13 protein-coding genes are annotated in these 17,002 nt (G+C 61.3%); 10 read left to right on the plus strand and 3 right to left on the minus strand.

Going from position 1 to position 17,002, the window contains the following annotated elements:
- Positions 1-2 precede the first annotated feature (2 nt).
- The 3 genes from ACM6IM_RS01925 to ACM6IM_RS01935 are packed head-to-tail and all read left to right on the plus strand — an operon-like array spanning position 3 to position 3,516.
- A complete protein-coding gene (locus ACM6IM_RS01925) occupies positions 3-776 on the plus strand; it encodes an amino acid ABC transporter ATP-binding protein (protein WP_192306160.1) in 774 nt (257 codons plus the stop codon).
- 20 nt (positions 777-796) lie between these two features.
- Positions 797-1,888 carry a polyamine ABC transporter substrate-binding protein gene (locus ACM6IM_RS01930; protein ID WP_414864019.1) on the plus strand — a complete coding sequence of 364 codons (1,092 nt, stop codon included), beginning with the start codon at positions 797-799 and terminating at the stop codon, positions 1,886-1,888.
- A 17-nt stretch (positions 1,889-1,905) separates the two neighbouring features.
- On the plus strand, positions 1,906-3,516 hold the full coding sequence (locus tag ACM6IM_RS01935) for a gamma-glutamyltransferase family protein (RefSeq protein WP_192306164.1): 1,611 nt from the start codon (positions 1,906-1,908) through the stop codon (positions 3,514-3,516).
- Positions 3,517-3,634: 118 nt separating this feature from the next.
- On the opposite strand, the gene ACM6IM_RS01940 is transcribed toward ACM6IM_RS01935, so the two are convergent.
- The gene (locus ACM6IM_RS01940) at positions 3,635-4,801 is read right to left on the minus strand and encodes a catalase family protein (protein ID WP_414864020.1); all 1,167 of its coding nucleotides are present in this window, start codon (positions 4,799-4,801) and stop codon (positions 3,635-3,637) included.
- Positions 4,798-6,606, minus strand: a complete 1,809-nt coding sequence (locus tag ACM6IM_RS01945; protein WP_414864021.1) for a di-heme-cytochrome C peroxidase — start codon at positions 6,604-6,606, stop codon at positions 4,798-4,800. The genes ACM6IM_RS01940 and ACM6IM_RS01945 overlap by 4 nt, the downstream gene beginning before the upstream one ends.
- Before the next feature lie 267 nt (positions 6,607-6,873).
- Here ACM6IM_RS01945 and ACM6IM_RS01950 point away from each other — a divergent pair, with 267 nt between their 5' ends.
- From ACM6IM_RS01950 to ACM6IM_RS01980, 7 genes are all read left to right on the plus strand, one after another.
- Positions 6,874-7,590, plus strand: a complete 717-nt coding sequence (locus ACM6IM_RS01950; RefSeq protein ID WP_017337365.1) for an FKBP-type peptidyl-prolyl cis-trans isomerase — start codon at positions 6,874-6,876, stop codon at positions 7,588-7,590.
- A gap of 293 nt (positions 7,591-7,883) precedes the next feature.
- Positions 7,884-8,339: a YkvA family protein gene (locus ACM6IM_RS01955; protein ID WP_192306172.1), complete on the plus strand. Its 456-nt coding sequence runs from the start codon at positions 7,884-7,886 to the stop codon at positions 8,337-8,339.
- A 112-nt stretch (positions 8,340-8,451) separates the two neighbouring features.
- Entirely contained in the window at positions 8,452-8,793 is a 342-nt protein-coding gene (locus ACM6IM_RS01960) for a helix-turn-helix domain-containing protein (protein ID WP_192306174.1), read from the plus strand.
- Entirely contained in the window at positions 8,790-9,161 is a 372-nt protein-coding gene (locus ACM6IM_RS01965) for a hypothetical protein (protein WP_003223109.1), read from the plus strand. Before ACM6IM_RS01960 ends, ACM6IM_RS01965 begins: the two co-directional genes overlap by 4 nt.
- Complete coding sequence (locus ACM6IM_RS01970) at positions 9,162-9,569, plus strand: sel1 repeat family protein (RefSeq protein WP_414864022.1); 408 nt, start codon at positions 9,162-9,164, stop codon at positions 9,567-9,569.
- Between the two features lie 233 nt (positions 9,570-9,802).
- Positions 9,803-14,602 carry an RHS repeat-associated core domain-containing protein gene (locus ACM6IM_RS01975; RefSeq protein WP_414864023.1) on the plus strand — a complete coding sequence of 1,600 codons (4,800 nt, stop codon included), beginning with the start codon at positions 9,803-9,805 and terminating at the stop codon, positions 14,600-14,602.
- Complete coding sequence (locus ACM6IM_RS01980; protein ID WP_414864024.1) at positions 14,602-15,018, plus strand: hypothetical protein; 417 nt, start codon at positions 14,602-14,604, stop codon at positions 15,016-15,018. The genes ACM6IM_RS01975 and ACM6IM_RS01980 overlap by 1 nt, the downstream gene beginning before the upstream one ends.
- A 91-nt stretch (positions 15,019-15,109) precedes the next feature.
- Here the strand turns inward: ACM6IM_RS01980 and ACM6IM_RS01985 are convergent, their stop codons facing one another.
- The gene (locus ACM6IM_RS01985; protein WP_414864025.1) at positions 15,110-16,885 is read right to left on the minus strand and encodes a bifunctional diguanylate cyclase/phosphodiesterase; all 1,776 of its coding nucleotides are present in this window, start codon (positions 16,883-16,885) and stop codon (positions 15,110-15,112) included.
- Positions 16,886-17,002: the final 117 nt, after the last annotated feature.

A 17,002-nucleotide genomic window follows, 5' to 3' on the forward strand; every position in this document is an offset into this window, starting at 1 on the left:
GCATGGCACACGAAGACGTGATCATCGATGCCCAGGACATTCACAAGTCCTTTGGCGATCTGGAGATTCTCAAGGGCGTTTCCCTGCAAGTGCGGCGCGGGGAAGTGGTGGTGCTGATCGGCGCCTCGGGTTCGGGCAAGACCACCTTTATTCGCTGCATCAACCTGCTGGAGGACATCCAGGGCGGACGGATCCGCGTCAATGGCCGGGCCATGGGCTACCGCGAACGCGCGGATGGCAGCCTGGTACGTGATTCGGAGCGCGAAATCGCCCGTCAGCGCCGGGACATCGGCATGGTGTTCCAGCGTTTCAACCTGTTCCCGCACATGACTGCCCTGGAAAACATCATCGAAGCGCCGATCCACGTGCTCGGCGTGCCTCGGGCCCAGGCGCTGGAACACGCCCGCAGCTTGCTGGCGCGGGTTGGCCTGGCGGACAAGGCCGCGCATTACCCGTCGATGCTCTCCGGCGGTCAGCAGCAGCGCGTAGCGATCGCCCGTGCGCTGGCGATGAAACCCCAGGCCATGCTGTTCGACGAGCCCACCAGTGCCCTGGACCCGGAAACCGTGGGCGAGGTGTTGCAAGTGATGAAGGAATTGGCCGAGGAAGGCATGACCATGGTCGTGGTCACCCATGAAATGGGCTTTGCCCGGGAAGTGGCGGACCGTGTGGTGGTGCTCGACCAGGGCGAGTTGATTGAACAAGGGCCGCCGGAACAGATTTTCAGCCGCCCCACCCATCCCCGTACGCAAGCCTTTCTCAGCCGTGTGCTGTGATTTTTTCCAAGGAGTTGTCGATGCGTTTATCCCGTCTTGCCGCAGCCTTGTGCCTGGCCGCCGTTTTGCCCCAGGTGCACGCCGCCGAACCGGTGGTGAAGATGTACAACTGGTCCGACTACATTGCACCGGATACCTTGAAAAATTTCGAGCAGACCAGCGCGATCAAGGTTCAGTACGACATTTTCGACACCAACGAAATGCTCGAGGCCAAGCTGTTGTCCGGTCATTCGGGGTATGACCTGGTCGTGCCTTCGAGCCAGTTCTTGTCCAAGCAGATCCGTGCCGGCGCCTACCAGCCGTTGCAGCGCAACCTGCTGGGTAACTGGAAACACCTCGATCCGCGTTTGATGCAGCGCCTGGAAGCCGCCGACCCTGGCAATCGATACGCTGTGCCTTATATGTGGGGCACGGTGGGCATCGGCTACAACGAGGAAAAAGTCCGCGCTGTCCTGGGCAAGGACGTGGTGCTGGACTCCTGGTCCATGGTCTTCGATCCGGTCAACCTCGCCAAGCTCAAGCGCTGCGGCGTTGCCTTTCTCGATGCGCCGGTGAAGATCATTCCCCAGGCCTTGCTGTACCTGGGCCTGGACCCCAACAGCACCCGCCCCGAAGACTACAAGAAAGCCTCGGCACTGCTGATGAAGCTCAAGCCGTCGGTGACCTATTTCAACTCGTCGAAATACACCGCGGACCTGGCCAACGGCGATATCTGCGTGGCCATCGGCTATTCCGGCGACGTGATGCAGGCCCAGACCCGTGCGAAAGAGGCGGGGAAACAGGCTGACATCCGCTACCTGCTGCCCAAGGAAGGGGTCAACCTGTGGTTCGACATGCTGGCCATTCCCAAGGACGCGGGCAATGCCGCCGGCGCCCATCAGTTGATCGATTACCTGTTGCGCCCCGAGGTGATCGCGCCGGTCAGCGATTACGTGGGCTACGCCAATCCGAACAAGGACGCCACCGCGCTGATGGACCCTAAGGTCAGTAGCAATGCCGGCATCTACCCCGGCGATGAGGTGATCAGCCACGCCTTCGTTTCCGCCGACCTGCCGGATGCGATCCAGCGCCTGATCACCCGCGAGTGGAACCGGATCAAGTCCGGCCAATGAATTGACGAGTGTTTGCCATGTTGAAATTTTCTGCCCATGAGTACCCCTATCCCTCCCAGCGCCAGAGCGTGTTTGCCCGCCGAGGGATGGTCGCCGCCTCGCAGCCCCTGGCCGCCGAGGCCGGCATTGAAATCATGCGTCAGGGCGGCAACGCCATCGATGCGGCCATCGCCACGGCGGCGGCCCTGACCGTGGTCGAACCCACCGGCTGCGGCCTCGGCGGTGACGCGTTTGCGCTGGTCTGGACCCAGGGCCAGTTGCATGGGTTGAACGCCAACGGCCACGCGCCGGCGGCGCTCGACATCGAGGCGGTCAAGGCGGCGGGGCACTCACAGATGCCGTTGTACGGCTGGACCCCGGTCACCGTGCCCGGATGCCCTTCGGCCTGGGCCGAACTGTCCCGGCGTTTTGGCAAGCTGCCGTTTGCCGACCTGCTGCAACCGGCCATCAGCCTGGCGCGCGAGGGCTTTCCCTTGTCGCCGGTGGTCGCCCATCAATGGCAGGTCGCCCTGGATGAATTCAGCCCGCATCGCGACGCGTTGCTTGAGCCCTGGTTCGAGACGTTCCTGATCGACGGTCGAGCGCCCAGGGCCGGCGAATTGTTCCGCAACCCGGCTCAGGCCCGGACGCTGGAAGAACTGGCGGCCACCACCTGTGAAAGCCTGTATCGCGGCGCGCTGGCGCAACGCCTGGATGCCCATTCCCGGGCCACCGGCGGTTACCTGCGTGCCACGGACCTGGCCGATTACCGGGCGCAATGGGTCGAGCCGATCCACATCAACTACCGGGGCGTCGACGTCTGGGAAATCCCGCCGAGTGGCCAGGGCCTAGTGGCCCTGATGACCTTGAAAATCCTCGAAGGCTTCGACTTCGACCACCGTGACAGCCAGCAGACCTGGCACCGACAATTGGAGGCCATGAAGCTGGCCTACAGCGACGGCCTGCACTACATCACCGATCCGCAGCACATGCGTGTGGCGGTGGCTGACCTGCTCAGCGATGCCTACAGTGCCCGGCGCCGCGCGCAGATCGGCGAACAGGCCCAGCCGCCCGCGCCCGGCGATCCCCATGCCAGCGGCACGGTGTACCTGGCCTGCGCCGATGCGCAGGGCAACATGGTGTCGTTCATCCAGAGCAACTACCACGGCTTCGGCTCCGGGGTGGTACTGCCCGACAGTGGCATCGCCTTGCAGAATCGCGGCCAGGAATTCAGTCTCGATCCAGCCCACGCCAACTGCCTGGCACCGGGCAAGAAGACGTTTCACACCATCATTCCCGGGTTCCTTAGCCAGGGCGGCGAAGCGCTCGGTCCGTTCGGGGTGATGGGCGGCTACATGCAACCCCAGGGGCATGTGCAGATGGTCATGAACCTGGTGGACTTCGGCCTCAACCCACAAGCGGCGCTGGACGCTCCGCGCTGGCAATGGCTGGGCGAAATGAAGGTCGGCATCGAGCAGGGCGCCTCCCGCGACCTGGCCAACGCCCTGGCCCGGCGCGGGCATCAGGTGCAGATCGCCAATGACCTGACCGACTATGGTCGCGGCCAGATCATTCTGCGTGACCCGGTGAGCGGTGTGTTGTGCGGCGGCACCGAACCGCGGGCCGACTCCCACATCGCCGTGTGGTAACGACCCTTTTCCCTGTTGGAGCGAGCGCGCTCGCGATGGAAGTCAAGGATGCTGCGGGGCGTCTGCCCCCAGGTCGTTCTTGGGTCCATCGCGAGCCTTACAGCTTGACCGGCTGCGCCTACGGGGCGTTTCGGCTGTGCCGATAGTCGCTGACCGATTCGTACACCGCCTTGCGCAGTCGGTTGATCCCGCCGATCGGCCGATGCGCCTCGAGGCCGAACCACGGGTTGAACGACAGGTTGTCGCATTGCAGGTTCTGCGCCGGGGTATCGAAGTCCTGGGCGGGCAGGGTGATGCGGGCCACGGTTTCGAAAGGTGCATCCTGCTCGCGCCACTCGATGCTGGTGTCTTCGATCGGCATGAACCGGTTCGCGTCCTGGCGCTGGATCTGCAAGACAAAACACGCCGGTATCCGGTCGGTGGACAGTTGCTGGATCAGGGCGCTGCGCAGGAAGTTCGGCAGGTCCTGATTCTGCCTGGGCAAGGTGTAGGCCGGGCAGTTATCCGGATCCGGCATGACCCTGAACTTGGCATTGGCCTCGCCGAACTTGTAGGGCGACACGGAAAAGTAGGTGGTCAGGGTCGGGCTTTGCGGCGGCGCAGACAGCGTTGCCAGGGCAATGAACAAATGGCGGATTTGCCAGCTGCGCGGATCCCAACCGGGGAAAAACGCCATGACCTTTTTGCCGTCGGCTTGTGCTGCGACATTCTGACGGTATTCGGCGACGTTGCTGACAAAGAAGTTCGGGTGGCTGAACATCACGAAATCCTGCTCGTGCAGGTCTTGTCGGTTGGCCAGCAGTTGTTTGCCTGGAACATCGTGCAGTTTGATCGCCATGCCCCGGGCATCGCGGATGCTGTCGAACTGCGGATAGGCGTTGCCGTTGGACAGGCGCAGGGTGGCTTGCCAGCGTTTGCCCGGTTCGCTGAAAACGCCGCGCCGAAGCTCCTGCGCCAGTTCCGGCAACACCTGGACTTCTGCCTTCACGCAGCCATGGGCCTTGGCGTGGGCGTCACGCAGGTAACGGGTGCCTTCGCGGTGCTGATCGACAATGCGCACGGCGGTCTGGATCACGTCCTGGGTCATGGCGGCTTCGCCGTCCGGGATCTGCTCCAGCGCCGACACCGGCCCGCGGTGCTGCCAGGCAAACCAGGCGCTGGCCAGTGCCCAGCCGAGCAGGCCGATGCCCAGTGCAATCAGCAGAATCTTGCCGAGCAGGCGCCCCAACCACAGCCAGAGCCTGGCCAGCAGCGGCAGTTCCTTTTTGAAGGTGGTCATGATCATGGCAATTGTTTCTCCAGCGGGCCGCCCAGCACTTTCAGGTACTCCAGCAGCGCCCAGCGTTCTTCGGGTTGCAGCAGCCGGCCAATGACGCCATTGCGACGTTCGCCGGCGCGGAATTCATGGCCGCTGTTGCGGTTGCCGGTGATCCGCGTATCGAACAGGAAACCGTTGGTGAAGGCTTCGGTGCGATAGCCCAGGTGGCGCGGGTCATACTCGAACGTGCCTCGATAGAACGTGGTGGCGCGTTCATCCTGGGGCGACAGCAATTGATAAATACTCGGCACCGAGCCGTTGTGCAGGAATGGCGCCGTGGCCCAGACGCCCGCCAGGGGCCGGGCCTTGTAGGCGACTTTTTCCCGCACGCCGATCGGCAGGCCGAAGCCGTCGAACTGCGGCTTCTCCTGCGGGGTGATGTTGGCTTCGCGGTAGGCGCGGTTCTCGACGAATGCCGTCACGTAGGCCAGACCCTTGGCCACCGACAGCTGGCTGAGATCCAGCGGCTCCGTGGGTTTGGGGTGCAGTTTGACCTCCATGTTCTCCAGTTCGGCCGGGTCCCATTGCAGCGCGGTCAGGTCGAAACGGTGGTTGGCGATGTTGTTGGCGGCCGTCGCATCGGTGCCGATGATCTCGACGGGCAGCATGTGCAAATGCTGGACCCAGCGCTCGCCCTCTAGGGTCACCTTCGGCACATGGCAACCGGCGCAGTTTTCGGCGAACAGCCCCCGGCCCCTGGCGGCCAACGGTTTGTCGATGGCACCGAGCAGGTCTTCCGGCCAGGCCGGTGGCTTGAGTCGTTGCAGGGTTTCCTCGATCAGGTGCAGGTCGCGCACCCGCACGCTGGAGGGGTATCGGTCCTCGCCCCTGAGCGGCTGCCGGTTCTCATCGAAGAAATTCAGGGTCGCGCCTACACCCAGGGCTTCGCCGATATTGCGCGCCATGGGCTGTTGCGCCGAACCATTCCACTGCACCCAGTCGAAGGTCCACATGTCCCACAGCTGGGGGTAGTCGACCGGCGCGTTGGCGACCCGGTAATTGCTCGGGGAAATCGCATCGCCGAAACTGGCATTGGCGATGCGCCCGAACGCGTCGGTGCGGCCAGGGCCTTCTTGCGTCGGATAGAGCCCGCGGTGGGTATCGTTCCAGGCGACCTTGAGGAACGTGTCCAGGGACTTTTTGAAGTCCTGGCGCAGTTGCTGATGTCGGGCGTCGTAGTCCGGGCCCAGCACGTTGCGGGCGAAACGTTCGAACTTCCAGGGGTTGTAGTAAGTCGAGGCCAGGCTGGCGACCAGGGCCTGTCCGAAACTGCCACCGCGTAGTGTAGGAACACTGGAGGGCAAGACGTGTTGCGCCGAGCCACCGTCGATGCGGATCGCCTGGCCGTTGAAACGCAACTCGCCGGTGTGGCAGGCGGCACAGGTAATGTCGAGAAACTGATCCGGGCTGCCGGGGTTCTGATGACGGGCAAAGCCGACGGGCAGGTTACCCGGATTGTTCGGCGTGGCTTTCTGGTCGGGATCGATCAAGAAGCCAAAACGTGCCAGGTACTCCGGCGCGGTGAAGCGTTGCTGCGAGAAGGGGAGTTCGAGCGCGGTAAACCAGTCATAGCGCAGGCCTTTGACTTGCGTGCCCTGGGGGGTGAAATAGTAAGTCTGGCGGTCGTTCGCGCTCCACTGCTCCAGGTAGTGCACCTGTTGCGCGGGTGTCCCGCTCGGCAGTTTCGGGTTGGCGACGTAATACAGGACCACCGCCAGGCCCAGGCCCAGCAGTGCCACGATCAGAATCAGCAATCGGTAGAAGAGGCGCAAGTTAACAATCCTTGTCGATTTATCGCTTCCTTATGCCTGAGCTGATAATTTGCGGCAAGTGGCCATTACGCCAGAGATGACGCAGGTCAGTTTGCGCCCGTGAGGTGCGGATGACAGAAGCTTCATCATTGGAATGCGTAAATGCGTTAAAACACCTGAACTTATCGGTAACATCCTGTTCTCATCCCGGTAGCCATTGGTCGTGGCCGCCTGATAAGCTCGCGGCTTTACTCGATTGCCCTTTTGGCGCATGAACAAGGAAATAGCATGAAACAGCATCGGTTGGCGGCGGCGGTGGCCCTGGTTAGCCTGGTACTTGCGGGTTGTGATTCGCAGACCAGCGTAGAGCTGAAAACCCCGGCGCAAAAAGCTTCCTACGGGATTGGCCTGAACATGGGCAAGAGCCTGGCTCAGGAAGGCATGGACGATCTGGACTCCAAAGCCGTTGCCCAGGGCATCGAAGATGCCGTCGGCAAGAAAGAGCAGAAGCTGAAAGACGAAGAACTGGTCGAAGCCTTTGCCGCCCTGCAAAAGCGTGCCGAAGAGCGCATGGCCAAGATGAGCGAAGAGTCGGCTGCCGCCGGCAAGAAATTCCTCGAGGACAACGCCAAGAAAGCCGGTGTCACCACGACGGCTTCGGGCCTGCAGTACGAAGTGATCAAGAAAGCCGACGGCCCGCAGCCGAAGCCGACTGACGTCGTGACCGTGCACTACACCGGCACCCTGACCAACGGCACCGTGTTCGACAGCTCCGTCGAGCGTGGCAGCCCGATCGATCTGCCGGTCAGCGGCGTGATCCCGGGTTGGGTCGAAGGCCTGCAACTGATGCACGTCGGCGAGAAGTACAAGCTGTACATTCCTAGCGAACTGGCCTACGGCGCGCAAAGCCCTAGCCCGGCGATTCCAGCCAACTCGGTGCTGGTGTTCGATCTGGAACTGCTGGCCATCAAGGACCCTGCCAAGCAAGACGACGCTGCGAAGTAATCAGCGCCTGCTCTGCCAGCAACGCCTCGCTCATGCGGGGCGTTGTTGCATCTGGCGCCAGGGGAAGGTAAACAAAGCGAACGGATATGGCAGGACGCAGTCAGAGCCATTGAGGCACCTGCGCTAACCGCGCTGGGGGTGCCAAGTCAATGAAATATTGGGTTTTTTTATGTGAGTAAAAAACGCCCGATCTAAGCGAGGCCCTTGTGAAACGGGCCTTTCAGCCGTGAATTGCCGGTCTGTTCACAAGGTTATCCACAATTTGTGTGGATAACCCTGCAGTGGGAGGAATGATGAAAGCTCCGTGGAATTTCGCTCGTTTCCTGCCGCTGGCCGGACGCCTGCTGGCCCGTGGCAGATTGCCGACGCTGCTGTTTGCCGTGGCCAGCAAAAGCGCCAGCCAGGGCAACCGCCTGGGCAAGCTCAAGGAAGATCTGCGCTTGTTGCAGTCGTTGTGTCTGGCGTACTGGCGAGGCGAATACCGTGCCATCAGCCCGAAAGCGCTGCTCTCGGTCGTGGCCGGTCTGATGTATTTCCTCAGCCCCGTGGACGCGATTCCGGATTTCATCCCGGTGTTCGGCATGCTCGATGACATCGCCGTGCTCGCCTGGCTGATGAAGGTGCTCGACGACGAGCTCAACGCCTTTCGTGCCTGGCGCAACCGCCAGGTGCCGGAGAAACTGGTGGTGGTCGAGCGGCTGCCCGATACCCCGGAGCAACTTCAGCTTCAGGGCCCGAAAAAAGCCTGATTTTGTTAGGGATCGTCCCTCAAGTCATACCCCGCGACCTTGGCCGCTGTTAGGATTACACTTCCAAGGAAAAGCACCGACTCGTTTAGTGTCGTTGTCCTACGGGGAAGTCATGGATATTCAGATAATCACACGCGAAGGCGAGCCCGAATACGCGGTTCTGCCGTGGGCTCAGTATCAGGCTTTACTGAAAGCAGCAGGCATTGACCAGCAACCGCCGCAGGCCGCCCCAGGGCGTCAGCCGGCCACACCGGACCCGATTCTCCCGGGCCTGGATCAACTACGCAGTTTGCGCGAAGCAAAGGGCATCGCCATCGAGGCGCTCGCCCGCACGGTAGGCATCAGCCCGTCTTATCTGGCCATGATCGAAAGTGGCGAGCGTCAGCCCGACGCCGCGATTCGCCGCAGTCTGGCCTGGGAACTGACGGTGCCAGGGTGGAGGGACGAATCGTGAGCGTACGCATCAGTCGTCAACATTGGGACGGGTTGCTGGGCGAGCTTGATCAGGCTCGCCGTCAGCGACACCTGCTGACCTACCGCGCGTTGCTGGAGCGATTGCAACTGCCGACGCCGGCCATGCAAACCTTGACGGCGGCACTGGAGCATCTGGCCGCGCTGGACGCCAAGGCCGAACAGCCCCTGCGCAGTTCGCTGGTGATCAGCCAGGGCGCCAGCCGCCTGCCGCGCACCGGTTTTTTCGAATGTGTCGAACGCCTGGGGCGTTTCTCCGGGCCGTCCGATGGCGTCGCGGCGGCGTCCTGGCATGCGTCGGAAGTGGTGCGCGTCTTCGAGTACGAATACCCGGAATCGGCGGAGGCCTGAATGTTGTTACGTATCAAGGCGCGGGCGGGGTACTGGCTGGCCCGTCGGCTTTTCCACTGGACATGGGCCGTTCGCCAGCCGAAGGTGTGGAGTTGGATGGAAAGCCAGTTCTCGCGCATGGCCAACCTGGGCGATGTCGGCGCGCAGAGCTTCTACGGCCACATTCTGACCTTCCGGGGTGTGGGCATCGGCGCCCGTGAAGAAGGCGTGCGCTTGCTGCGCCTGGCGGCGCTGGCGGGCGATGGCAAGGCGGCGTATCAAGTCGGCGTGATCAGCCTGGCCGGAAGTGCGAGCAAAGCACCGGACCCGGTGGAAGCCGCCCGGTTCTGGAACCTGGCAGTGAAAGCGGGGCACCCGTTGGCCGAGATCAAGCTGGCGCAATTGGCCGATCGCGACACCGCCCAGTAACCTCTTCGATAGACACCCACTGACGTGGCGACAGGGCAACCTGGCGCCACGTTGGCGTTTTTGTCTGCTTGATTCTGAAAAGCGCTAATTAGGGATTTACCCTACATCCGCCTCTTACTTTCCTGACTTCTTTCTCTTTTGAACCTCCGCATTGTCTCGCGTGCTCATTTTCGCGAGGGATTGCCCATGATCGACCGGTTTTCTGACTTCACTGCCCGCGTAGCGGTGCGCTGATGGCGCACATTGCTCGCATCGAGCAGGAGCTCGACGGTTTCGCCGACACACTCAGTCTTTATCGCCAGCAATTGCAGGGTTTTTTAACCCGTACGGCAGACAACGTCAGCCGCGCAACGGACATGCCATCGCTCCTGGGCATGGAGCGGCAGATCAAGCTGGGCAATACCACCACGTCGGTCAGCAGTGGCGATAACGACTTTTTCTCCAGCGTGGCGCAATGCCCGCGCAACGGGTTGCTGCAGATCGAAAGCCGGTTCGAATCGGTTCATGACATTCCATTGGGGAACCTTCAGGTCGATGTGATCGCGGTTGAGGGGGGGCAAAAGACCCCGCTCACCCTTGATCGGCATGGCAGGGGAACGTTCAAGGGCATGGCCGGCCAGTTCTACCGTGTGCATGTCCACAGCGAGGTGACGCCGGACCAGATTGATCAACTGTTCGCTTCCTACAATAGCCTCGCCGGGCAGCTGGAAAGCTGGCTGCGCGGACAGTGGCAAGGCTTCAAGCCGCAGTGGTCGCCGCCATCCGCGTCGGTGACGGCTGTGGGTAACGGCCTGCTCGCCGGCAGCTGGGCGGCGATTCAGGCGGTCTGGGATGGAATTGGCGAAGTTTCCGAGATTCTGAAAGACCCGCTGGCCTTCGCCGAAAAACTCGGTGAAAGCGCCGGGGAGCTGGCCGGGCTCGCCAAAAGCGCGCCCGAGCAGATGGAAAAAGCCATGCTGCTGGCCAGTGACGAGGCCGCCCTGTGTTTGCTGATGCGCACCGCCACCTTGTGGCTGGAGATGCTGCCCCCGGCGCAACTGGCCGGGGCATCGGCCGAGGCCATTGCCAAGGTTGTCGTCGGGTTGGTCATCGACCTGTTGATCGGCCTGGTGTTGAGTGTGGTCGGGGTGGGCGTTGCCTGGTTGACCGCGCGCCTGGCCAGGTACGGCGCGCAGCTGTTCAACGCCGCCATGGCTTTCGTGAAGTCGATGGTCGCGATCGTCGACACCTTCATGGGCTACGTCGGTCGTTATAAACCGGTCGCTGCGAGAGGCGCGACGGCAGGGGTGAAAAACGGCGGAGTGCAGTTGCGCTGGGACGCCAGGCGCAACACCACGCTCAAACAGAACGAACACCACGACGACGTTCCGAAGCAGGCCACCAACCCCAATGGCGACAGCGCCGATACTGTCGACAGGACCGCCACTCACCAATGCCCGGTGTCGATGGTCACTGGCGAAGAGCTGCTGACCCTCACCGACGGCGCGCTGGACGGCATCCTGGGGTTCGAATTCATCCGACTTTATCGCACCAGTGCGGTTGAGATCGATAGCGGCCTCGGCCACGGCTGGAGTCACAGCCTGGCCCATCGACTGCAGATCGAAGGCGCCGGCGTTCTCTGGATCGACCATGAGAATCGCCGGACTGCCTTTGCGCTGCCCACGATCGAACGTCCGGCGATCCACAACAGCCTGTCGCGTGCGGCCATTTACCTGGGCGATGAGCCTGAAGAACTGATTCTCGCCCAGGCCGGCGATGAGGTGCGTTTCTATCACTTCATCAACGGCCAGTTGACCGCCATCAGCGACGGTTACGGTAATCGCCTGCGAATCACCCGTGACCCCCAGGGGCGCCTCAAACGCCTCGACAATGGCGTCGGGCGGGCCCTGCAACTGCGTCATGACCGCCGCCATCTGGTGGCGGTCGACTACCAGCGGTTTGTCCCGGCGGACACGTTGGAGCAGTCCTGGGTGACCGAGCAGACGCTGGTCAGCTATCGCTACAACGAACGCGGACAACTGATCGAGGCCAGCAACGCGGCCGGTGAAAGCGAACGCTACGACTACGATGACCAGCACGTCATCCTCCAGCGGCAACTGGCCGGTGGTGCGAGTTTCTACTGGGAATGGGAAAGGGCCGGCAGGGCGGCGCGATGCATCCGGCATTGGGCATCGTTTACCCAGATGGACGCGCGCTATGTCTGGGATGACCCGGGCCTTGTCACTGTTCACAACCTCGATGGTAGCCAGGAAATCTACCAGCACGACGACCGCGCGCGGCTGGTGCGCCAGGTCGGGCTCGACGGCGGCGAACACCTCAAGGCTTATGACGACCAGGGCCGGCTGATCGCCGAACAGGATCCGCTGGGCGCCATCACCGAGTACCACTACGACGAAGTGGGACGGTTGGTGGCGTTGATCCCACCGCAGGATGAGCCGACTGCCTACGAGTACCGCAACGGTTTCCTGCATGCCCGCTCTCGCGGCAAGGCCGTGTGGCGCTATGAGCGCAATGCTCAGGGCGACATCACCGCCGCCACCGATCCTGATGGGCAGGTCACTCACTATTTCTACGATCAACAGGGGCAACTGCTGTCGATCCGCTACCCGGACAACAGCCGGCATGTCTTTGTCAGCAATGCTCTGGGCCAGTTGGTCGAAGAAACCTTGCCGGACGGGGGACATCGACAGTTTTCCTACGATGCGCTGGGGCGGCAGATTACCCGTCAGGACGAAAACGGCAACGTCACCCGGTACGCGTGGGACGCCGTTGGACGACTGGTCCAGACGACGCTGCCGACAGGCGCCACCCGGACCTGGCGCTACAACGCCTACGGGAAACCCACCACCGAATGCAATGAGCTTGGCCACGTCACGCGCTACGAGTACTTCGAAGACTTGCACCTGGTCAGCCGGCGGATCAATCCCGACGGCACCCAACGAAGATATCGCTACGACAACGCGCAGCTGTTACTCACGGAAATCGAAAACGAATCCGGCGAAAAATACCGGCTGGCCTACACGCCCGGTGGTCTGATCCGCGAGGAGCAGGGGTTCGATGGGCAACGTACGGCCTATGCCTATGACCTCAATGGGCATCTGCTGGAGAAAACCGAATTCGGCAAGGACGGCTCGCAGCAGGTCACGGCCTATGAGCGTGATTCGGCGGGGCGGCTGTTGCTCAAGACGCTGCCCGATGACTGCAAGGTCGAGTACCGCTACGACAGCCTGGGGCGGCTGATCTGCGTCAACGATGGCCACGACCATCCGCTGGAGTTCGAGTACGACCCGCAGGACCGGTTGATCGCCGAGCATCAGGGCTGGGGCACCTTGCGTTATGGCTACGATGCCTGTGGCCAGCTCAACCGTATGCGCCTGCCGGACGGCAGCCAGCTGGATTACCACCACGAAAAGGGCGGCACCCTGAGCGCCATCGACCTCAACGGCGCACGCCTCACCACCCACCAGTTTGCCTTTGGCCGCGAGCTGCAACGGCAGCAGGGTCAACTCACCAGCCACTACCACCACGACGAGCAGGGCCGCCTGCAAGTACACGCGATCAACCGGCAAAACCGAGCGTTGTACATGCGCCACTACAGCTATGCGGTCAACGGCAACCTCGCCACCCTCGCCGACAGCCGCCACGGCCAGCGCAGCTACTACTACGATGCCCTCAACCGCCTGAGCCGCGTACGCCACACCCGCGACGATCCCGCCGAGAGCTTCGCCCATGACCCGGCCGGCAACCTGCTGATGCAGGACCGCCCGGGCGTGGCAAAAGTCGCCGGCAATCGCCTGCTGATGCAGGGTGACCGGCATTACGACTACGACGCCTTCGGCAACCTCATGCGCGAACGTCGCGGCACCGGGCAAACACTCGTCACCGAATACCGCTACGACTGTCAGCACCGCCTGATTGGCGTCACCTCGCCCGATGGCCGCGTCACCAGCTACCGCTACGACGCCTTCGGCCGCCGCATCGCCAAAACCGTCGACGGCCACACCACCGAGTTCTTCTGGCAGGGCGACCACCTCGTTGCCGAAAGCAGTCGCGCCCACTACCGCAGCTACCTCTACGAACCCGGCACTTTCCGCCCCCTGGCCCTGCTCGACGGCAAAGGCCCAAGCCAGGCCTGCCCGTTCTACTACCAACTCGACCACCTCGGCACACCGCAGGAACTGACCGACTACAGCGGCGAAATCGTCTGGTCAGCGAAGTACAACGCCTACGGTAAAGTCACACAGCTGGCCCATGGCGGCGGGGAGCACATCGATCAACCCCTGCGGTTCCAGGGCCAATACTTCGACACCGAGAGCGGTCTGCACTACAACCGGCATCGCTACTATGATCCGGATACAGGCCGCTACCTCACGCCGGACCCGGTGAAATTGGCGGGGGGGCTGAATCAGTATCGGTATGCGCTGAACCCGACGGGGTGGGTTGATCCGTTGGGGTTGAGCGGGAGTTGTCCGGGGGCGGGGAGGCCTGGGTGTGATGTGCCGGATGGTATTTCTGGTGCGAATGTAGATGAGGGCGGGCCTCAACTGCCGACGATATCAGCGGAGCAGAGGCAAGAGAGAATTGATGAGTTGGCGGAGGCGAATGCCAAACGGCGGGTTCTTGAGTTTGAGAAGAAGTACAAAATGCATACTGTCAAAAAGCACAGCTCGGAAATACCTGATGCTGCGCTTAAACAGCGGGCGATTGATGGAACGGACCCACACACCGGCAGAAGACCTAGGGATGCAAAAGGGAGTCCTAGCTCCCAGTTCAATAACTGGAAGGTTCACCTTAGTGCTTTGAACAAAGCGTTAAGTAGGGAAGCCTTGGGTTTAAAGCCTCATACGGGAAAAGACCACAACAAGGATCCAATTGTTAGAATGGAACTCCCAGGAGCTGGTCGTGGTTATAAGCCAAATAAAAAGAATCAAACATCTCCTAAACTAAATGAAAACATGAATTGGTCTGAAGTTAAGTTTGATCAGGGCGATGTGAAGCGTCCATATACAGGTTTTCCATCGGAGAAGAAATAATGTTGCGTGATCCGTTTTTAGACGAAGAGTTTGATCCTGATCTAATGTGGTTTATCGGGGTTTTCAATGTTTATGATCGCGAAGAAACACTGGGTGAGGAGCTCGAAATATTTGATCCAAACGATGAGAATGATAGGTCTGTGCTGATAAGAAAATACAGTTTGGATAAAAGCTACATGTCTTATCGGCATAAGTTTGTCTTGGTGCAGTCTTTGGCTAGCAAGCTGAGTGACCAGAACTATAATTTTCAGAGTTTATTCGAAATCGATGAGAGCGAAACTTCCAGTTGGCCGCGTGGAGAGTGGTACGAGTTGGCTGATCCCCGTGGTTTCTTCGAACATGTCTATGTCTTGGCACAAGAAGTCTGGAAAGAGGATTTGAGTAAAGCAAGCTTTGAAGATCAGTCAACGTGGTAGGCCATTCTAACTCTTGGCTTGATAGATTTTGTGACCGTTTCGCGCTCAATCGCGGGCAAGCCACGCTCCCACAGGTGTTGTGTGGGAGCGATCAGCATTGCACTTCAGGCTCTGCCGTCGCCAGGCTATCGATCACGTGCACGCTGTACCCCGGCATGTTCTTCGCGTGGTGCTTGGCTTGGGACGCCATTTCCGCCAATTGGCTCGCGTCGAGGTGGGCGCAGGCTTGCGCATGCAAATGCACCACACCGATCGACAGCGACAGCAGCGCGAACTCCTGGCGCACGCCCTGACGGTTGGGGGCGATGAAGCAGCCGGCTTCCAGGTGTTCGGCGCGATAGAAGCGTCGGCACTGGCTCTGGAAGTCGTCCAGCAACTGGTTCAGGCGTTTGCGCCAGTCGTCCGGCCCGAGCACCAGCAGGAAGTCGTCGCCGCCGATATGGCCGACGAAGTCACGGGAGGGGTCGACGCGATCGTTCAGGCATTGCGCCAGGCACAGCAGGACCTCGTCGCCACGACCGTAGCCGTAGATGTCGTTGAAGGGTTTGAAGCTGTCGATGTCGACGTAGCAGATGATCGACTCCCGTTGCTGTTGCAGCAATCGCGTCAGGCATTGCTGAATCGGCACGTTGCCCGGCAGCAGGGTCAGCGGGTTGGCGTAGCGGGCTTGCTGGATCTTCAGTTCGGTAATCAGCTTCAGCACATCGATGACCCGGCCCAAACCCAGGTAGCCGCCGTTCAAGGTAATGATGAAGTCTTCTTCGATGCGTTGCCGGGCGCGGCTGGTGATCAGGCGGCTGACCTGTTGCAGCGACTGGCTCATTTCCACGGCGAGGAAATCGTCACTCATCAGCCGGCTGATGGGTTTGCGGGCGAACAGGTCGGTGGCGAACGGCTTGAGCAGGGCGTCCGACAGCGAATGCCGGTGCACGATGCCGCAAGGACGTCCTTGTTCGTCGAGCACCGCCAGCGAGTTCAGGTTGGCCTGGCGCCGGAAGGCTTCCAGCACCGTTGCCGTCGGTGTATCCCGGGCGACCGCGGGCTGATCGTTGAGCAAGGCGCTGAGGTCGCTGCCCTCGTCGTTCAACGCCACGGCGGCGCTATCCTGTTTGGGCATCAGGTTTCGCGCATCCCTCGGCGGCTGTTCCTGTGGCCGGCAGAGCAGATAACCCTGGACCAGGTCGACGCCCATGTCGGTCAGCACCGCGAGCTCTTCCGGCAACTCGATCCCCTCGGCAATCACCCGGGCCCGGGAGGCCTTGGCGATTTGCATGATCGAGCCGACAAACTCACGCTTGAGCGCGTCCTGATGGATGCCGTCGATGAAGTGCCGATCGATCTTCACATAGTCGGGTCGCAACTCGGACCACAGACGCAGGCTTGAATAGCCGGCGCCCAGATCATCCAGCGCAATGGAGAACCCCATCGCCCGGTAGTGATTGAGTGCATTTTGCAGCAGTTGAAAGTCGTCAATCGGCGTCTGTTCGGTCAGCTCGATGACCACCTGGCTGGGCGGAATACCGAAATCCTTCAGCAGTTGCAGGGTCCGGCCCGGTTGGTGGGCGGCTTCAAGCAGGGATTCCGGCGACACGTTGAGGAACAGTTTGCCGGGCAGTTGTTGTTCGTGGAAGCGTCGGCAAGCGCTCTCGCGGCACGCGATTTCCAGTTCGTTCAAGCGGCCGGCCTGACGGGCGACGGCGAACAGGGCGATGGGCGAGTGCAGCGGGCTGTTGGAGGGGCCGCGACTGAGGGCTTCAAAACCCACAATTCGCCGTTCGGAAAGCGAAATGATGGGCTGGAACAGGCTGTGTAAACCGCTTTGAGTCAGGATTGAACTCAACGCACTCAGCTGTTCGGTCGTGGTCATGGCGATCTCGGGCTAAAAAAAAGGACCGGGAGCGCTCTTGTTCAAGAGAAGTCCCAGTCCTGTATTTCACGACAGATTGATGACTGTTTGATGACGCCTCGAGGGCGTCAGCATTAA

This window comes from Pseudomonas sp. IT-P12 (assembly GCF_949767465.1).
In the GTDB taxonomy this organism is placed as follows: domain Bacteria; phylum Pseudomonadota; class Gammaproteobacteria; order Pseudomonadales; family Pseudomonadaceae; genus Aquipseudomonas.